At 69.9% G+C, this 16223-nt stretch carries 11 protein-coding genes and 1 pseudogene; 2 read left to right on the top strand and 10 right to left on the bottom strand.

All coding sequences use genetic code 11. The features are described from left to right. A pseudogene (locus ABD327_RS31680) lies at positions 1-779 on the bottom strand (hypothetical protein); the annotation flags it as partial. A gap of 1016 nt (positions 780-1795) precedes the next feature. On the opposite strand from ABD327_RS31680, the gene ABD327_RS31675 reads away from it, so the two are divergent. Continuing rightward, entirely contained in the window at positions 1796-4948 is a 3153-nt protein-coding gene (locus ABD327_RS31675; protein WP_344456098.1) for an AfsR/SARP family transcriptional regulator, read from the top strand. A gap of 39 nt (positions 4949-4987) precedes the next feature. On the opposite strand, the gene ABD327_RS31670 is transcribed toward ABD327_RS31675, so the two are convergent. The 9 genes from ABD327_RS31670 to ABD327_RS31630 form a co-directional block, all read right to left on the bottom strand. Next, positions 4988-5278 carry a septum formation family protein gene (locus ABD327_RS31670; protein ID WP_344456096.1) on the bottom strand — a complete coding sequence of 97 codons (291 nt, stop codon included), beginning with the start codon at positions 5276-5278 and terminating at the stop codon, positions 4988-4990. Between the two features lie 189 nt (positions 5279-5467). Continuing rightward, positions 5468-6499 carry a 2-hydroxyacid dehydrogenase gene (locus tag ABD327_RS31665; RefSeq protein ID WP_344456094.1) on the bottom strand — a complete coding sequence of 344 codons (1032 nt, stop codon included), beginning with the start codon at positions 6497-6499 and terminating at the stop codon, positions 5468-5470. Positions 6500-6512: 13 nt separating this feature from the next. Continuing rightward, entirely contained in the window at positions 6513-7106 is a 594-nt protein-coding gene (locus ABD327_RS31660) for a histidine phosphatase family protein (RefSeq protein WP_344456092.1), read from the bottom strand. Next, positions 7103-8527: an FGGY-family carbohydrate kinase gene (locus ABD327_RS31655; RefSeq protein ID WP_344456090.1), complete on the bottom strand. Its 1425-nt coding sequence runs from the start codon at positions 8525-8527 to the stop codon at positions 7103-7105. The genes ABD327_RS31660 and ABD327_RS31655 overlap by 4 nt, the downstream gene beginning before the upstream one ends. Beyond that, positions 8524-9993, bottom strand: a complete 1470-nt coding sequence (locus ABD327_RS31650; RefSeq protein ID WP_344456087.1) for an FGGY family carbohydrate kinase — start codon at positions 9991-9993, stop codon at positions 8524-8526. The genes ABD327_RS31655 and ABD327_RS31650 overlap by 4 nt, the downstream gene beginning before the upstream one ends. Position 9994: 1 nt before the next feature. Continuing rightward, positions 9995-11224, bottom strand: a complete 1230-nt coding sequence (locus ABD327_RS31645) for a sugar ABC transporter permease (RefSeq protein ID WP_344456084.1) — start codon at positions 11222-11224, stop codon at positions 9995-9997. Beyond that, complete coding sequence (locus ABD327_RS31640; RefSeq protein ID WP_344456082.1) at positions 11221-12015, bottom strand: ATP-binding cassette domain-containing protein; 795 nt, start codon at positions 12013-12015, stop codon at positions 11221-11223. The genes ABD327_RS31645 and ABD327_RS31640 overlap by 4 nt, the downstream gene beginning before the upstream one ends. 66 nt (positions 12016-12081) lie before the next feature. Then, positions 12082-13155 carry an ABC transporter substrate-binding protein gene (locus tag ABD327_RS31635; RefSeq protein WP_344456080.1) on the bottom strand — a complete coding sequence of 358 codons (1074 nt, stop codon included), beginning with the start codon at positions 13153-13155 and terminating at the stop codon, positions 12082-12084. 202 nt (positions 13156-13357) lie between these two features. Then, positions 13358-14353, bottom strand: coding sequence for a sugar-binding transcriptional regulator (locus tag ABD327_RS31630; protein WP_344456077.1), 996 nt, complete (start codon positions 14351-14353; stop codon positions 13358-13360). A 417-nt stretch (positions 14354-14770) separates the two neighbouring features. On the opposite strand from ABD327_RS31630, the gene ABD327_RS31625 reads away from it, so the two are divergent. Next, positions 14771-16201 carry a sulfatase family protein gene (locus ABD327_RS31625; RefSeq protein WP_344456074.1) on the top strand — a complete coding sequence of 477 codons (1431 nt, stop codon included), beginning with the start codon at positions 14771-14773 and terminating at the stop codon, positions 16199-16201. The last annotated feature ends 22 nt before the right edge of the window (positions 16202-16223 follow it).

Raw genomic sequence — 16223 nt, 5'->3', positions numbered from 1 at the left:
CACCCCTCCTCCGGCGGCAGCACCATCAGACCCGCCTGGAACGCGCTGTTCAGCCAGGCCAGGACCTGCCGCCGGCCATGCCAGGCCCACACGGCCGGATGCACGGCCATCACCACCCGGTGGGTCCGTTCGGGGAGCGCGGCGGCCAGGCGGCCGGGCAGATCCGGATGGCGGCCCAGGAGGCTCCGAGGCCCCCACGTCGACGAGATCACCACGAGACGCTGACCAGGACGCACTCCGAGCGCTCCCCGGTAGGTCTCCCGCAGGTGTTCGCTGGCCGTCATCCGGTCCAGGGCCGGATCTCCGGTGATCTTCACGACCGGTGCGGCCTCGGGACAGAACCGCAGCAGGCGGTCGCGGTGGTCGTCCCGCGCCACGGCCAGCAGCGACGGGATCACCCGGCCGCCCCCGACGAGGGTCTCCGGACGCAGTCCCGCCACCGGCCGTGCCGCGATGGGCCCGTCGCCCTCCCACTGCCGGCTCAGCATCGAGGGCCCCACGCCGTGCGGCACGATCATGACCGGCGCGTTGAGGGCTTCCAGTTCGCCGTACCCGGCCGCCACGGCCAGGTCGAACCGCGTGTTCACCGCCTGAGACCAGGGGATCCCCACCGCCCCGGACCTCCGCAGGTAGCGCGCCGCGCCTTCGGCCAGCACCGCCGCCGGCATCACCGTGTACACCACCTGCACCCGGTGGTCCTGCTCGATCAGCGTCATCACGTCCGCCAGCCGGTTCACGGCCGTCAGGTGGTGAAAGACCACCAGGACCCGTTTCGCCACCGGCAACGTGGCGCCTCTCCCCGCCCCGGGCCCGAAAGGCCCCCGGCCCCATCCCTCGTCCACCGTTCCTCCTCCACCCGTCCGGCCCCGCTCGGGCCACTGGGCAGAGCTTCACCCTCAGAGGTGGACGTCCGGCTTGCAGCACACTGGACGTCTTGGCTGCAATCGAGGTGAGAGAGTATGAATTCACTCGTTCACCGGCTTGCTCGCATCAGATGAAGATGCGCTTCGGTGCCACCGAGGGCACCGAAGCGGGTGCGACGGTGAACGAGATGGTCCCTTTATCCGCGTCGATCCGCGGAGCCCTTGACTCTATTCGCCTGCTTCGGCTCGAGCTCCCGTACCTCAGCCTGTCGGGACGGTTCGGTTGCGGGAGACTTGATGTCCGGGCTGCTTCGGGAAAGCGAGTGGGATAGGAGCCCGGGCTTATGTTCCGGACTCACGCCGACCGGGTGGTCGGGCACTTGCTCCCGGTCTTCGCCTGTCCGCCGGACCGGCCGTGTGCGACCATGAAGATGGTAGAAGAGGTTTCGAAACTTTCGCAGGAAAGGTAGGGCGCCGATACTTGCGCAGCCGGAACCGAGATTCCTGCCGCCCCTGTCGAGGTGACCGAAGGGGTAGAGGCTGCGCGGACTGGCGACGTCGCCGCCAGGAAAAACACCGCCAGCATTATGCAACAGCCGAATATGGCCTTCTTCATTGAGTGGTTTTCTCCTCGGCGAAAGGTGAAAAATATATCGTTGGCGTTCGGTGGCATGAATGCGAATCGATGCCCGCCGAGCCTTGGTCACGATGAAATCGGAGACCGAAGTGTCGGCGCGATCAGCCTAGGGCATTCCAAGGGTGGCCGCAAACGCGACATTATGCCCCTCACCTGCGAATTCACCGAAGATTTAGCCCACACCACCCCATGGTGGACATAATTGACATAATCCTGTAACGCCTCAAAGGTGATTTTCCTTCTATTGTGCTGTGACACTGGCACAGGATGGACAAGGGATCCGGCGGAGGCAGGGATGGACGCCGTTAAAGTGTTCGGACCGCTGACGGTCACCTGGCAAGGCGAACCGTGCGATCTCGGTGGTGCGCGTGAGCAGAGCGTTCTGGCGGTCCTGCTGCTGGAGTGCGGACGGCCGGTCGCGGCGGAGAGCATCATCGCGCGGGTGTGGGACCAAGAAGCTCCCGATATCGTCCGCGGCACCCTGACCTCTTACATCTCGCGGTTTCGAGGCCGGTTCAAGAGGCCCTCCGGCCAGGTCATGGAGATCACCTCCCAGAACGGCACGTATACGTTGCACGCTGACACCGAACGAATCGACCTTCATCGTTTTCGGCGGCTGCGGCGCCAGGCGCTGGCCATCGGAGAGAGCGGCGACACGGCGCAGGCGGCCGCATTGCTGCGGGAGGCCGACGAACAGGTGCAGGGCGACCCGCTGGCCGGGCTGCCCGGCCGGTGGATGCAGCAGATGCGCACCAGCCTGAGTGAGGAGGTCAGAGCAGCCGGGCTGGAACGGATCGCCTTGGAACTGCGCCGCGGACGGCATGCCGAGGTGGTCAGCGAGCTGTACCGGCTTTTGGCGCAGCATCCAGAGGATGAAGGACTGGCCCGACATCTCATGATCGCGCTGTACCGGTGCGGCCGGCAGGCCGACGCCCTACGCGTCTACCAGGAGACGCGGATGCTGCTGAAACACAGATACGGCTCTGAACCCGGAGAGGGACTCCGGGAGACGCATCAGCGGATTCTGCGGCAGGACTTGGGTCTGGCCGTGACCCCGTTGTACCGGCGTGAAAGCAGCAGTCAGCCTTCCACCCTCCTGCCCCGCCCTGAGAACCTCACCGGCCGTAGCGGCGAATTGAACATGCTTCTGCGGCGTTCCGGTGAGAGCGCCGGTGACGAAAGACCTGGGCCGGTGGTCGATGTCATCGAGGGTATGGCCGGAGTCGGGAAGACTGCTTTGGCGGTTCATGCCGCTCACGCCATGACACGGCAGTATCCCGACGCGCAGTTGTTCCTGGATCTGCGTGGACATGATCCGGAGCAACGGCCGCTGACGGCGGCGTCCGCGTTGTCGGAGCTGCTGAGAATGCTGGACCTGCCTCCGCCGCGGATTCCGCACGACGTGACCGAACGGAAGCACCTGTGGCAGCGGGAACTGGCCGACCGGCGTGTCGTCATCGTTCTGGACGATGCGACCTCCCTCGATCAGATCGTGCCGCTCCTTCCTTCTGCACCGGGTTGCCGGGTCCTGGTCACCACCCGGCGGCGGTTGCGCGGCCTTTCCGGCGCCGTCCGCCTGCCACTGGACGTCCTGACCCCGGACGAGGCCACCGCGTTGCTCACCAAGACCGCGGGTCGGAAGGGAATGGCCGCCGACCCCAAGGCCCGTGAGATCGTCCGGCGCCTGGGGCACCTGCCGCTGGCCATCAGACTGGCGGCCTCCAACCTGCGTGACCGATACGCGGGGGACACCGGCGCTTTCGTCGCTGATCTCATTGCCGGTGAGTCCGGAGCGGCGGGCCGGGAACCGGCGGACGCCGCAGTCATCGCGGCCTTTGAACTGTCCTACAGGCAACTGGACGCGAACGGGCAGAGGCTGTTGCGGAGCCTGGCCTTCACCCCTTGTCCGCGCATCACCGTCCGTGCCGCCGCCGCGCTGGTCGGTCGTCCGCCCGATGAGGTGGGCGGACATCTCGAGATGCTGGTGGACCACCACCTGCTGTCCGCCGGCGACCAGGGCGGGTACGTGCTGCACGATCTCACCCGCGCCTTCGCCCGCGCGCGCAGTCTCCGTGAGGACACCACGGCATCGCGACGCCGCGACATCCATCGTCTGGTCATCTTCTATCTGGAGACCACGGGCGCAGCCGACCACGTGCTGCATCCCTACCGGCGCCGGCTCACCGTCGCCCCGGCAGAACGGACCGTGCAGTCCCGCTCAGAAGCCCAGGCGTTCATGCAGGCCGAATGGCCGAACATCCTGGCGGTCGCCCGCTATGCCATCCGACACGAATGGAAGCGGGCCGGCGCCGATCTCATCATCGCGGCCTCCAAGTTCCTGGAGAACTCCGGACTGTGGGAGGAATGCGCCTCGGCCGATCTCGCCGCGCTTCAGGCGTTCCGTAGCCTGGGGGATCGGAAAGGTACCGGCCAGGCACTGCTGGAGCTGGGATTCGTCACCTACCGTACCGGCCATCACCAGCAGGCGCTGCAGTATGCGCATCGAGCCGCGTCACACTTCCGGGCTCTCGGCGACTCGGCGGCTGAAGCCGAGGCCATCGACTGGGCCGGAGTCGTTCACTGGTCGATGGGCAAGGCCCGCGCGGCCCTGGCCTACCACCAGGAAGCCCGCGGCATCTACCGGAGAACCGGGAACCTGTCGGGTGAGGCCCAGGCCCTTGGTCACGCCGGCATAGCGTTCTGGCAACTGGGACGCTACCGGGAGGCGATCGAACACCTGAGCGAGGCCCTGGCGGCCTTCCAGCAGGTGGGCGACCAGCGGAACGAGGCCATGACGCTCAACAACCTCGGCGAGGTGCTCCGGCAACGCGGCCTGCACCGCGACGCGATGGAGCTGTACCAGAAATCCATGAAGATCTTCGCGGAGATCACCGGCCGACAGTACGACGCCATCATCCGGAACAACCTCGGCAGCATCCACTACTACAAGGGTGACTATCCCACCGCTTTGGACCATTTTCGCCAGGCCCTGACCACATTCTGGGCGACCGGTGACCGCCGCAACATCGCCAGCGCCCTGAACAGTATCGGTGCGGCCTATCAAGAGATGGAAAAACACAGCGAAGCGCTCATCCACCACTACCGGGCCCGCCAGATGGCCGAGAGCATCGAGGAGTCCTACGAACTGATACGCGCACTCGCCGGAACAGCCCGGGCCCAGAGCGGCCTCGGGGACCACGAACGTGCTCTGGCCTCCTACGAATCAGCGCTCGTCCTCGCTCAGACGACGAGCGACCCCTACCAGCAGGGAATGATCCATGACGGCATCGGCTCGGCCTTCCATCACCTCAACGATCCGGACACCGCGCGTATCCATTGGCGCCAAGCACTGAACCTCCTCCAGGAGCTCAGCGTCCCCGAAGCGGAGACCATCGCCATTCGCCTGGAAGCCATGGAAGACGACACGACTCCAGGGGGGCCGGGATAACCGTCCGGGAGCGCTCGATCACCAAAATCCCGGGTTCTCTCAGGGGACCAGGGACCGGTGGAGGAAGTCGCTCTCGATGGGCGAGACCAAGCACAGGACCTGCCGGTTTCCCTCGGCCCAATCCGAACGGGTTGGAGAGACGCCGTAGTAGTCGAGGAAAAGGTGCTGAGGGTGCTTCTCGAAGAAGGCGTTGAGCATGTCGTCGCACTTGCCGTCGATCGTCTCGTCGACCGCCTTCTGTCCGGGGTAGGGGCCTTCGGGAAGGGGCTCGGTCGACAGGACCTGGAACTCGTGCGGCTTCGAGCAGTTCTTCAGGAGGCGTTCCTTCACACTCTCGCCGGTGTAGACGTCGTTGAATCAGTCGCCGGGCTTCAGATCGGGGAAAACGTCATCAGAAGCGGGCACCGACCGCATGCTGGATCACCACGAATTCTCCTGTACCGGTGGACGGCAGTCCCCCCGGCAGGCCGCGCGAAGTGATGGCGGGGCGGCCTGCCGTTGTGGGGGAGGGGCCGGGGGTCAGGGCAGGACGGCGGGGTTGGCGAGGTGGAGGGGCTTTTCGCCGCGGAGGTGGCGGGCGACGTCGGCGGCGACGATGGTGGCGGCGTTGGCGGCGGTCTCCTTGGAGGCGCCGGCGAGGTGGGGGGTCATGACGAGGTTCGGGGTGGTGAGGAGGCGGGAGCCGGCGGGGATGGGCTCCTCGGGGAAGACGTCGGTGGCGGCGCCGAAGAGGTGGCCGGAGTCGAGGGCGTCGCACAGGGCGTCGTAGTCGAGGAGGGAGCCTCGGGCGCAGTTGACGACGACGGAGCCGGGGGGCATCGCGGCGAGTTCGGCCCGGCCGATCATGCCCCGGTTGTCGGCGGTGGCGCGGGCGTGGACGGTGAGGAAGCGGGAACGTTCCAGGAGCTCGGGGAGGGCGACGAGTTCGACGTCGGGGGCGGCAGAGGCGTCCAGGTAGGGGTCGTGGACGAGGACGGCGGCGCCGAAGCCGCGGAGCATGGCGGCGACGCGGCGGCCGATGGCGCCGTAGCCGACCAGGCCGACGGTGCTTCCGGCCAGTTCGGGGCCGACGTTGTCGTACTTGTAGTAGTCGCCGCGCCAGACGCCGCCGGCGAGGTCGCCGTGGGTCTGCGGGATGCGGCGGGTCGCGGCGAGGATCATCGCCAGGGTGTGCTCGGCCGTCGCGACGGCGTTGCGGCCGGGCGCGAACGTCACGGCCACGCCCGCCTCGGTGGCGGCCTCCAGGTTGGCGTTGACCGGGCCGCCGCGGCTCACCCCGAAGAGCCTCAGCCGGGGGGAGGCCGCCAGGACCTTCTTCGTCAGCGGCGCCATCTGGGTGACGCAGACGTCCACGCCGTCGAGCGCCTCGATCAGTTCGTCCTCGACGTCGGAGGCCTCGTCGACCTCGCCGACCCGGCTGAAGGGCGTCACGGGCCACGGCAGCGTCAGCTCTCTGGCCTCGAAGTCCACGGGGACCTCCCGGCGCAGCGCGTCGAGGAAGAGGCTGTTGAGCACGAAATGGTCGCCTGCGGCGAGAATCCGGATGGTCACGGGAAGAGCTCCGTCACTGGGTGGGAGAGTTGTACTGCAGGAGTGCCGCGCGTCCTTCGCGCAGGCGGATCTCGGTGAGGGCGCCGTTGTCCAGGCGCGGCAGCCGCCGCCGGTACTCGCCGAGCGGGATGCCCAGCAGCCGGCACAGCGTCAGCCGGATCGCGGTGGTGTGCGCGACGACCAGGACCCGGCCGCCCTCGATCTCGGTGAGGCACGACAGGAACCGCTCGGCGGCCGCGTACGGGTCCTCGCCGCCGGGCAGCGGGTTGGCGGCGGGGTCGGCCTCGAACGCGGCGCGCTCGGCGGGGAAGCGCTCGTCCATCTCGGCCTTGGTGAGGCCTTCGCCGCTGCCGAAGTCCAGTTCGCGCAGCCGGGCGTCCACGCGCAGGTCGACGCCCGCGGCCTGCGCGGCGGCCTCGGCGGTGATGCGGGCGCGGCTCAGCGTGGAGCACCACACCGCGTCGAGTTCGGCGCTCTTGGCCCAGACGGCCAGGCGTTCGGCCTGCCGCAGCCCCTCGTCGGTCAGCGCGATGTCGCTGACGCCGGCGTAGCGGTTCTCGGCGTGCCAGACGGTCTGGCCGTGCCGGACCAGGACGAGATCGGTCATCGTGCGCTTCTTTCGTGTGCGTGCGCGGCGACGTGGCCGGGCAGCCAGCCGCGCGCGGCCAGCTCGTCCACGAACCGCAGGTAGAGGGTCGGGTCGGCGGGACGCGGCTCGATCACCTCGCGGGTGCGGGCCATCCGCGCGGTGAGCCCCTGGGCGAGCAGCGCCATGCCGAGGGCGGGCTCGGCGTTCTCCCGCAGCGTCACGGGGCGGCCGAGGACGTCGGCGCGCATCCGGTTCCAGTAGCCGCTGCGGGTCGCCCCGCCCGTCAGGATGATCTCACCGTCGACGGGGGCGCCGAGCAGGTCGAGGTAGTCGAAACACAAACGTTCGACGAAGGCCGCGCCACGCAATGCCGCCGCGTAGCGGGACACGTCGTCGTCGACCGTGCCGAGGGTGAAGCCGCGCGCGTCGGGGGCGTTGAACGGGAACCGCTCGCCGGGCGAGACCAGGGGATAGGTCACGGCGTCCAGGCCGGTGCGGTTCTCGGCCTCGGCGGCGAGGGCGTCGAGGTCGCGGCCGGGGAGGTCGCGGGCGAGCACGCCCGCGCCGGTGCTGGAGGCGCCGCCCGGCAGCCACCCGCCGTCGGGCGCGCGGTGGGAGTACACGACGCCGAGGGGGTCGTGCACCAGTTCGGGGGTGACGCCCTTGAGGACGAGGGTCGTGCCCAGCACGCTGTTCCAGCTGCCGGGCGCGGTGGCGCCCGCGCCGAGCTGCGCGGCGCACCCGTCGGTCGTCCCGGCGATCACGGGGGTGCCTTCGGGCAGTCCGGTCGCCCGGGAGGCGGCCGCGCAGACCGTTCCGAGCACGGAGCCGGGACGCACGACGGAGGGCAGCACCGAGGCGGGGACGCCCAGCACCTCCATGACGTCGAACGGCCACTCCTCCTCGATGAGGTCGACGCCGGTCTTCAGCGCGTTGCTGAGGTCCGTCGCGGTCTCGTGCCCGACGAGCCTGCGGTTGACGAAGTCGTTCTGGTGTGCCAGCCGGGTGCCGTCCGGGTGTTCGCGCAGCAGCCACAGCAGCTTCGGCAGCGCCCATGGTGGCTGCATCGCCCGGTAGCCGAGCCGTGCCCAGACCGCGCCGCCGACCGTGTTGACCCGGGCGAGCTCGCCCGCCGCGCGCCGGTCGTCGTACATCAGCGCCGGTGAGCGCGGGTTCCCGGCGTCGTCTACGAGCAGGACCGTGCCGGAGGTCGCGTCGACCGCGACGCCGCCGACGTCCTGCCGCGCGACCCCCTCCAGCGCCGCCGAACAGGCGGCCGTCAGGGCGTCCCACCATTCGGCGGGGTCCTGCTCGTGCCGGTCGCCGTCGCGGCGGCTGGTGAGCGGGCGGGACGCCGAGCCGACGACGTCGCCGACATCGGTGACCGCCATCACTCGGACACTCTGTGTCCCGAGGTCGATACCGACCCAGACCGTCATGAGTTCCTCTCCCAGGGCGGGACCCCGGCGCGCAGCGCCCGGAACCCGGCGAACTTGTCGTGGTAGACCCCGGCGCGGTCGGGGTCGGGCTCGAAGGTGTCGCGCAGCCGCACGAGCGCGCGCGCCGCCTCGGCGAGGCCGGTGAAGGCCCCGGTGGCGACGAGCCCGGTGAAATAGGCGCCGCGCGCCCCGACCTCGCGGTCGGCCGAGCGGTGCACGGGCAGCCCCGTCACGTCGGCGATGAGGCCGGCCCAGAAGTCGTTGGCGGCGCCGCCGCCGCACACGCGCAGGTCGTCGGTCCGCCCGCCGATCGCGGTCAGGCAGTCGCGGACGACGAGGGAGAGCCCTTCGAAGACGGCCCGGGCGAGGTGCTCGGGGCCGTGGTTCAGGGTCAGCCCGACGATCGTGCCGCGGGCGGCCGGGTCGGTGAACGGGACGCGCTCCCCGGCGGGCGACAGGTACGGCAGGAACGTCAGCCCGCCGGCGCCCGGCTCGGACCGGGCGGCGAGTTCGGCGAGCGCCTCGGGCCCGGGGACGCCGAGCGTCCGGCAGGCCCAGTGCAGGACGTCGGCGCCCGCGAGGGTCGGGAACGCCCGCAGGTAGCCGGTGTCCAGGGCGAGCGTGACGCCGACGGGTTCGCCGTCCAGCGGCGGCTCGACGACCATGGTCTCGGTGCACAGGGTCGTGCCGAGGATCCCGCAGGCCCGGCCGGGCTCGATCGCTCCGACGCCGAACGCGGTCGTGGCGATGTCGTAGGGCGCGAGCACGACGGGCGTGCCCGCCGGGAGGTCGAGGGACGCGGCGGCCTCGGCGCTCAGCGCCGCGACGCGGCCGTCGTGCTCGACCGGCTCCGGCAGCAGCGGTGCGGCCCACTCCATCCCGAACAGGGAGATCAGCTCCGGCGAGTACCGGCGCGTCCGCAGGTCGAGGAACGGCGCGGAGGCGTCCGAGGAGTCGACGGCGATCCGTCCGGTGAGCCGGGAGAACACCCATCCACCGCAGGTCAGGCAGGCCGCGGCCGTCTCGAGGCGTTCGGGCTCGTGCTCGCGCAGCCAGGTGAGGATCGCGTGCGGCAGGCCGGGGAACGTGGGGTTGCCGCCGACGCGGAACGCCCGTTCCGGCAGCCCGGCCGCGGCCCACCGGTCGACGACGGCCGCGGCGCGGCCGTCGTTCCACAGGATCGCGGGCCCGGTCGGATCGCCCGCGGCGTCGACCGGCCAGGCGCCGTCGCCCTGGGCGGTGACCGCCACGAAGTCGACGGTCTCGGCCGGGCCGAGGGCGGCGCGCGCCTCGCGGACGGTCGCCGCCACCGCGGCCCAGACCTCGTGCATGTCCTGCTCGGCGCGGTCGGGGGCGGGCCTCCGGACCTCGGCCCGGCTGCGGGCGACGGCGGTCTCGGCGCCGCGGCGGTCGTAGCCGACCGCCTTGATCACCGAGGTGCCGACGTCGACGCAGATCGCCCCCACGCTAGCCCCTGCCCGAGGAGGTGCGGGACTTGCGCGCCGCCGAGTCGATGATCACCGCGAGCAGGAGGACCAGTCCGGTGACCATGAAGCGGATGGAGGAGTCAAGGCTGAGCAGGGTGAGTCCGCTGGAGATCGACTGGATGACGATGATGCCCAGGAGCGCGCCCCACGCGCTGCCCCGGCCGCCGAAGAGGCTGACGCCGCCGATCACGGCCGCGGCGATGGCGTTGAGGTTGACGTCGCCGGTGCCGCTGCTCTGGTTGGCCGCAGCGAGCCGCGAGGCCATCAGGACGCCGCCGACCGCCGCGAAGGTGCTGCACGCGACGAACACGGAGGTGTAGACGCGCCTGACGTTGATGCCCGCGCGCCGTGCCGCCTCGACGTTGCCGCCCACCGCGTAGACCGACTTGCCCCACTTGGTCCGGGTGAGCAGGTAGTGCATGACCATGACCATGACGAGGAAGAGCACGAACATCCAGCCCACGCCGCGGCCCTGGTTGAGGTACCACACGGCGAAGCCCATGACCGCGAGCAGCGCGACGCTGCGGGCGGCCAGGAAGCCGGCGCCGCTGGCCGACAGGCCGGCGGCGGTGCGGGAGCGGGCGTGCAGGAACCCGCTGGCGAACAGCCACAGGGCGGCGACCGCGACCAGCACGTACGACAGCCACTCCGGCACGAAGGCCAGCTGCGCGAAGTGCACGATGCCCGAGTCGAACGGCAGGTTGATCGCGCCCTTGGTGCCCAGCACGTAGAGCTGCAGGCCCAGCAGGCCCAGCAGGCCGCCCATGGAGATGACGAAGCTCGGCACCCCGAAGCGGTTGAACACCTGCGCGTAGACCCAGCCGACGACGACGCCCATCGCGATCGCGCCGAGCACCGCGACCCCGGCGGGCAGCCCCTGGTCGACGAACAGCACCGCCAGCAGCGCGGCCGACAGGCCGCTCGCCGAGCCGACCGACAGGTCGATCTCGCCGACGAGCAGCACGCACACGATGCCGAGCGCCATGATGCCGACCGCGGCCGACTCCATGGTCAGGTTGACGAGGTTGGCGCTGGACAGGAACACGGGGTTCAGGACCTGCATCACCGTCCAGATGATGATCAGGCCCACGACCACCGGGATCATGCCCAGTTCACCCTGCTTGGCACGGTCCACGACGGTGGCGAACACGCCGCGCACGCCGTCGCGCGCCTGGAGGCGCTCGTCCAGAAGATCGGTCTTCACGCTCACGGGCGCGATCCCTCCTTGCTCTGCCGCTTGGCGGCCCGCTGCGTGACCACGTTGTCGGTCGCGCCGGTGATGGCGGCGATGATGTCCTCGGGGGTGACCTCGTCGACGGCGAAGACCCCGTTGTTGCGGCCGAGCCGGAGCACGGCCACGCGGTCGGCGACCGCCTTCACGTCCGCCATGTTGTGGCTGATCATGATCACGCCCAGGCCGTTCTCGCGCAGCCGCTCGATGAGGTTGAGCACCTCGGCGGTCTGCGCGACGCCCAGGGCGGCGGTCGGCTCGTCCAGAATGATGATCTTGGGGTCGCCCAGCAGGGAGCGGGCGATGGCGACGGTCTGCCGCTGGCCGCCCGACAGCGAGGCGACGGGCACCCGCACGGTCGGGATCTTGGCCGAGAGCCGGCCCAGCAGCTCCCACGAGCGCGTCTCCATCGCGACGGTGTCCAGCCGCAGCGGGCGCAGCTCGTGGCCGAGGAACAGGTTCTCGATGACGTCGAGGTTCTCGCACAGGGCCAGGTCCTGGAAGACGGTGGCGATGCCCAGCTTCTGCGCGTCCTTCGGCGAGTCGATCCGCACCCGCCGTCCGGCGAAGGTGATCGTGCCGGAGTCCGCGGGGTGGACCCCCGAGAGGATCTTCACCAGGGTGGACTTCCCGGCGCCGTTGTCCCCGACCACCGCGACGACCTCGCCGGCCGCGACGTCGAGTTCGATGTCCGTCAACGCCGCCACCGCGCCGAAGGACTTGTTGATTCCTCGCAGGGACAGCGCCTGCTCCGCGTTCTTCGCGGTCATGGGAGGTCTCCTTGACGGTGAAGGGGAGGCGCGCGCCGCGGGGCACGGCGGCGCGCGCCACGTGCGTTACTTGATGCCGAGCTCGGTGCAGGCCTTCTGGTATTCGGCGGTGCAGACGTCGGCGGCCTTCATGATCCCGCTGTCGAAGAGCACCTCCTTGACGTTCTCCCGGGTGACGACGGTCGGGACGAACAGCTCGGAGGGCGTGTCGTACAGGGTGGTCTTGGCCTCGGGGGTCTCGCCCTTGATGAAGGCGTGCGCGATGACCGCGGACGCCTCGGCCACGATCTTGATCGGCTTGGAGATCGTGTTGAACTGGTCTCCCTTGATGATCCGCTGCGCGGCGGCGACCTCGGCGTCGTTGCCGGTGACCGGCGGGACGTCGACGCCCGCGGCCTTGAACGCCGCGATCGTGCCGCCGCCGGTGCCGTCGTTGGCGGCGACCACGCCGGCGATCTGGCCGTCGAACTGCGCGATCTGGCCGCTCACCCAGCTCTGGGCCTTGGCCGGCTCCCAGTCGGGGGTGTCGTACTCGGCCAGCAGCTTGAAGCCGCTGGTGTCGACCGCGCTGTGGATGCCCTTCTTGATGAGCATGGCGGCGGCGTCGGTGGGGGAGCCGTTCACCTGGAGGATGCCGCCCTCGGCCTTCTCCGCCTTCAGGTGCTCGACGAGGGACTCGCCGATGAGGGAGCCGATCTTCTCGTTGTCGAAGGAGACGTAGTAGTCGGCGGGGGTGGCGGGGATCGGCCGGTCGTAGGCGATGACGGCGGCGTCCTGGGACTGCGCGGTCTTGACGATGCTGGCCGCCGCGGCGGAGTCCACCGGGTCCAGGACGATGACCTTTGCGCCCTGAGCGAGCGCCGAGTTGGCCTGCTGCTGCTGCTTGGAGGCGTCGGAGTCGGCGTTCTGGTAGATCACTTCGCAGTCGGAGCACAGCTCCTTCATCTTCGCCTCGAACAGCGGCTTGTCCTGCAGCTCGTAGCGGGTGGAGGCGAGGTCGGGCATCAGGAAGGCGACCTTGGCGCCGTCGCCGCTCGCGGTCGAACCGGAGTCCGACTCCGAGGAGCAGGCGGTCAGGGCGGCGCCGGCGACGAGCGCGGAGACGGCGAGAGCGGCCGCTCGCAGCTGAACTTTCTTCACGATGACTTCCTTACTTACTGGACGCCGAGCGGGACTCCCCGTATCGGCCCCAGCTCCGGGGTGGCACGAGCCTGAGGGTCGACCCGTGGTGCCGACACGGTACGCCCGACTGGAACAAATGTCCAGCAAAAATGTTCAGGGGTGGCACAGGGCTGAGAAAAATCAGACAAAGCGAGGGTATGTGCAGGTCAGAGCGCTGAGGTCAGCGGGCGCGGGTGGCCGCCAGGAGCCCCTCGGCGGTGGGGACGTCGCTCACGAGCACGTTGAAATAGCCGCCGCGGGCGCCCGCGACGATCGAGGGGATCTTCTCCTGGCCGACGGCGACGGCGATCGAGACCGGGATCCGGCGCAGGTCGGCGAGGCTGGTGGCGACGACCCGGTCACTGCCCGGATAGGACACGGGAAGGCCGTCCTGGTCGTAGAAGCGCGAGCACACGTCACCGACGGCGTTGCGCAGGCTGGGGGCGTCCGAGGGCACGAACGACGGGAGGACCTGGCGCATCAGCGGCGCCGCGCCGACCCCGACCAGGGCGCACTTGGCGCGGCCCCACAGCTCGTTGATCCGGCGGAAGGACGGCTCGTCCTGGAGCGACCCGAACAGGGCGGGCCCGGGCAGGGCGGGGGCGTACAGGTAGCTGGGGACGCCGCCGAGCCGCTCGGCCAGGATGCGGGTGGTCTCGTTGGTCTGGAACCAGGGCTGCGGCTCCTCCTGGCCGCCGACCGCGGGCGCGACCATGACGCCCGGGAAGTGGCCGAGGTCCTCCTGGGCGCACTCGTACACCGTCGAGCCGGACGACACCACGATCACGTCGCCGGGCAGCGGCCCGACCGCGGCCAGGGCGCGCGCCACGCCGGGCGCGAGCCAGGGGCCGAGCCTGGGGCCCTCGGCCCTGGGCACCAGGTGCACCTGGCGCAGGCCCACGGCCTCGGCGACCTCGGCGGCGAGCCGGCCCCCCTCCAGCCCGGCGGGCCTGCGGACCCGGATCTCCACGATGCCCTGCCTCCGGGCCTCGGTGAGCAGCCTGCTCACCGTCGCCCGGCTGACGCCGAGCCGGCGGGCGATGTCGGCCTGGTTGGCGTCCTCGAGGTAGTACTGGGTGGCGGCCGCGTACATCAGCTCCTGGGGGAACCGGGCGCCTGCCGCCCCCTCGGTCCCGCCCGCGCCCGCGATGTCCGCGCCCAATCCGCCCGCCCCCATTCTGAAAATATGTTCTGCACGAGTGTAAGCGACCGGGATCGTCGACCAAGAGGATCCTAGGCGGCGGGACCGGTCGGGAGGGACCCGTCTGGAAGGCGCGGCCTTACGGCGCCCGGTGCGCTCATCGGGCGCGACGCGGCGGCCGGGCCGGAAGGTGTCGAGGCGGGTTTCGGTGGAGTTTGCCCGGTCTGCCGCCGGGTAGGGGATAATAATCTACGTCGTAAAGCGCCCGGGTCGAGACGGGCGCCGACGCTCCGGGTCGCTTTGGGGAATTCTCGCGAAGAGGGCCGTGGGCTCATTGACTTAATCCCTACCTGAAAAGTAGGGTTAATTTCTGGGTTGTTTTTCGTCTTTTAGGCATTCTGTGCATGCGATCATGCATCAGGATCTCGCCCGGTGGAAGAGAGAGGTGACCTCTTGGGCGCGCGAGTGCAGCTGGGGAGACGCGGTTTCCTTGCGGGGGCGACCGCGGCCGCCGCGGTCGGCGCGGGCTGCATGCCCGGAAGCCGGCAGCTCCTGGAGGTACAGGCAGAGGCCCGGCCGATCCAGGAGGAGGAGAGGGCCGCGAAACGGCCGAACGTGCTGCTGATCGTCACCGACGACCATCCCAAGCACGCGGCGTGGGCGCTGCGAAAGACGCGCAAATGGCTGGCCAAGGGGGGCGTGGAGTACGTCCACGGGCACACGACCACACCGTTGTGCGCCCCGGCGAGGGCCTCCATCTTCTCGGGCCGCTACGCCCACAACCACGGGGTCCGCGACAACCACCAGAAACTGCTCCTCGACCAGGACGCCACGATCCAGCGGCACCTCAGGGACGCGGGCTACCGCAACGGCATGTTCGGCAAGTTCCTCAACGAGTGGCGGATCGCCAGCCCGCCGGAGCACTTCGAGGACTTCGCCGTGCTCAGCCCCGTCGGCTACGTCGACGGCCGGTTCAACCACAACGGGAAGGTCGCCAAGCTCCCCGGCTACACGACCCACCGCATCCGCGACTTCGCACGCGACTTCATCCGGAAGGGCGAGACCGACTCGAGGCCCTGGTTCGCCTACGTGGCCCCGTACGCCTCGCACGCGCCCTTCACGCCGGAGGAGCGGTACGAGAACGCGCGCGTGCCGGCCTGGTCGGGACGCCCCTCCATGTCCGAGGCCGACCAGCGCGACAAGCCCGCCTACCTGCGTGAAGCCGACGTGTCCAAGACCCGCGGCCAGACCATCCGCCGCCAGCAGATGCGCACGCTCATGTCCGTCGACGACATGGTCCAGGCCCTGCGCGACGAGCTCAAGGCCACCGGCCAGCTCGACAACACGCTCGTGATCTTCATCGGGGACAACGGCTTCCTGTGGGCCGACCACGGCTGGGCCCGGAAGTCGGTGCCCTACCGCCCCGCCATCGAGGTGCCGTTCTACCTGTCCTGGCCCACGGGCGGCCTCGCGTCCGGGACCAAGGACCGCCGACTCGTCGCCAACATCGACATCTCGGCGACGGTGCTGGACGCGGCCGGGATCAGGCCCCGCACGCCCCAGGACGGCCGGTCGCTTCTCCGCCGGGGCTCGCGAGACCACCTCCTCGTGGAGTTCTGGCGCCGAGGAGTCGACCCCCGCCTCCCTCACTCGTGGGCGTCCTACGTGACCAAGACCGAGCAGTACACCGAGTACTACGACCTCCGTACCGACGCGTCCGGAAAACCCGTCGGCAGCGGAAAAGTCCTCTTCCGCGAGTACTACGACCTCGTCAAGGACCCGTACCAACTCGTCAACAAGCTGCACGAAGCCTCCCGCGCCCAGGAGAAGGCCTGGGGAATCCCCGCCATGGCATCCCGCCTCTCCGCCTCCCGAACCGTCTGACGTCCATCCTTAAAGGCCGCCA

Origin of the sequence: Actinocorallia aurantiaca (assembly GCF_039533685.1) — a bacterium.
In the GTDB taxonomy this organism is placed as follows: domain Bacteria; phylum Actinomycetota; class Actinomycetes; order Streptosporangiales; family Streptosporangiaceae; genus Actinocorallia; species Actinocorallia aurantiaca.
Note: the sequence above shows the minus strand (reverse complement) of the source record. Positions and strands in the feature narration are given on the sequence as shown.

Coding starts and splice junctions, on each gene's coding strand:
- ABD327_RS31655 (WP_344456090.1), bottom strand. CDS start 8,527: ATGACGGTCTGGGTCGGTATCGACCTCGGGACACAGAGTGTCCGAGTG.
- ABD327_RS31640 (WP_344456082.1), bottom strand. CDS start 12,015: ATGACCGCGAAGAACGCGGAGCAGGCGCTGTCCCTGCGAGGAATCAAC.
- ABD327_RS31630 (WP_344456077.1), bottom strand. CDS start 14,353: ATGGGGGCGGGCGGATTGGGCGCGGACATCGCGGGCGCGGGCGGGACC.
- ABD327_RS31660 (WP_344456092.1), bottom strand. CDS start 7,106: ATGACCGATCTCGTCCTGGTCCGGCACGGCCAGACCGTCTGGCACGCC.
- ABD327_RS31675 (WP_344456098.1), top strand. CDS start 1,796: ATGGACGCCGTTAAAGTGTTCGGACCGCTGACGGTCACCTGGCAAGGC.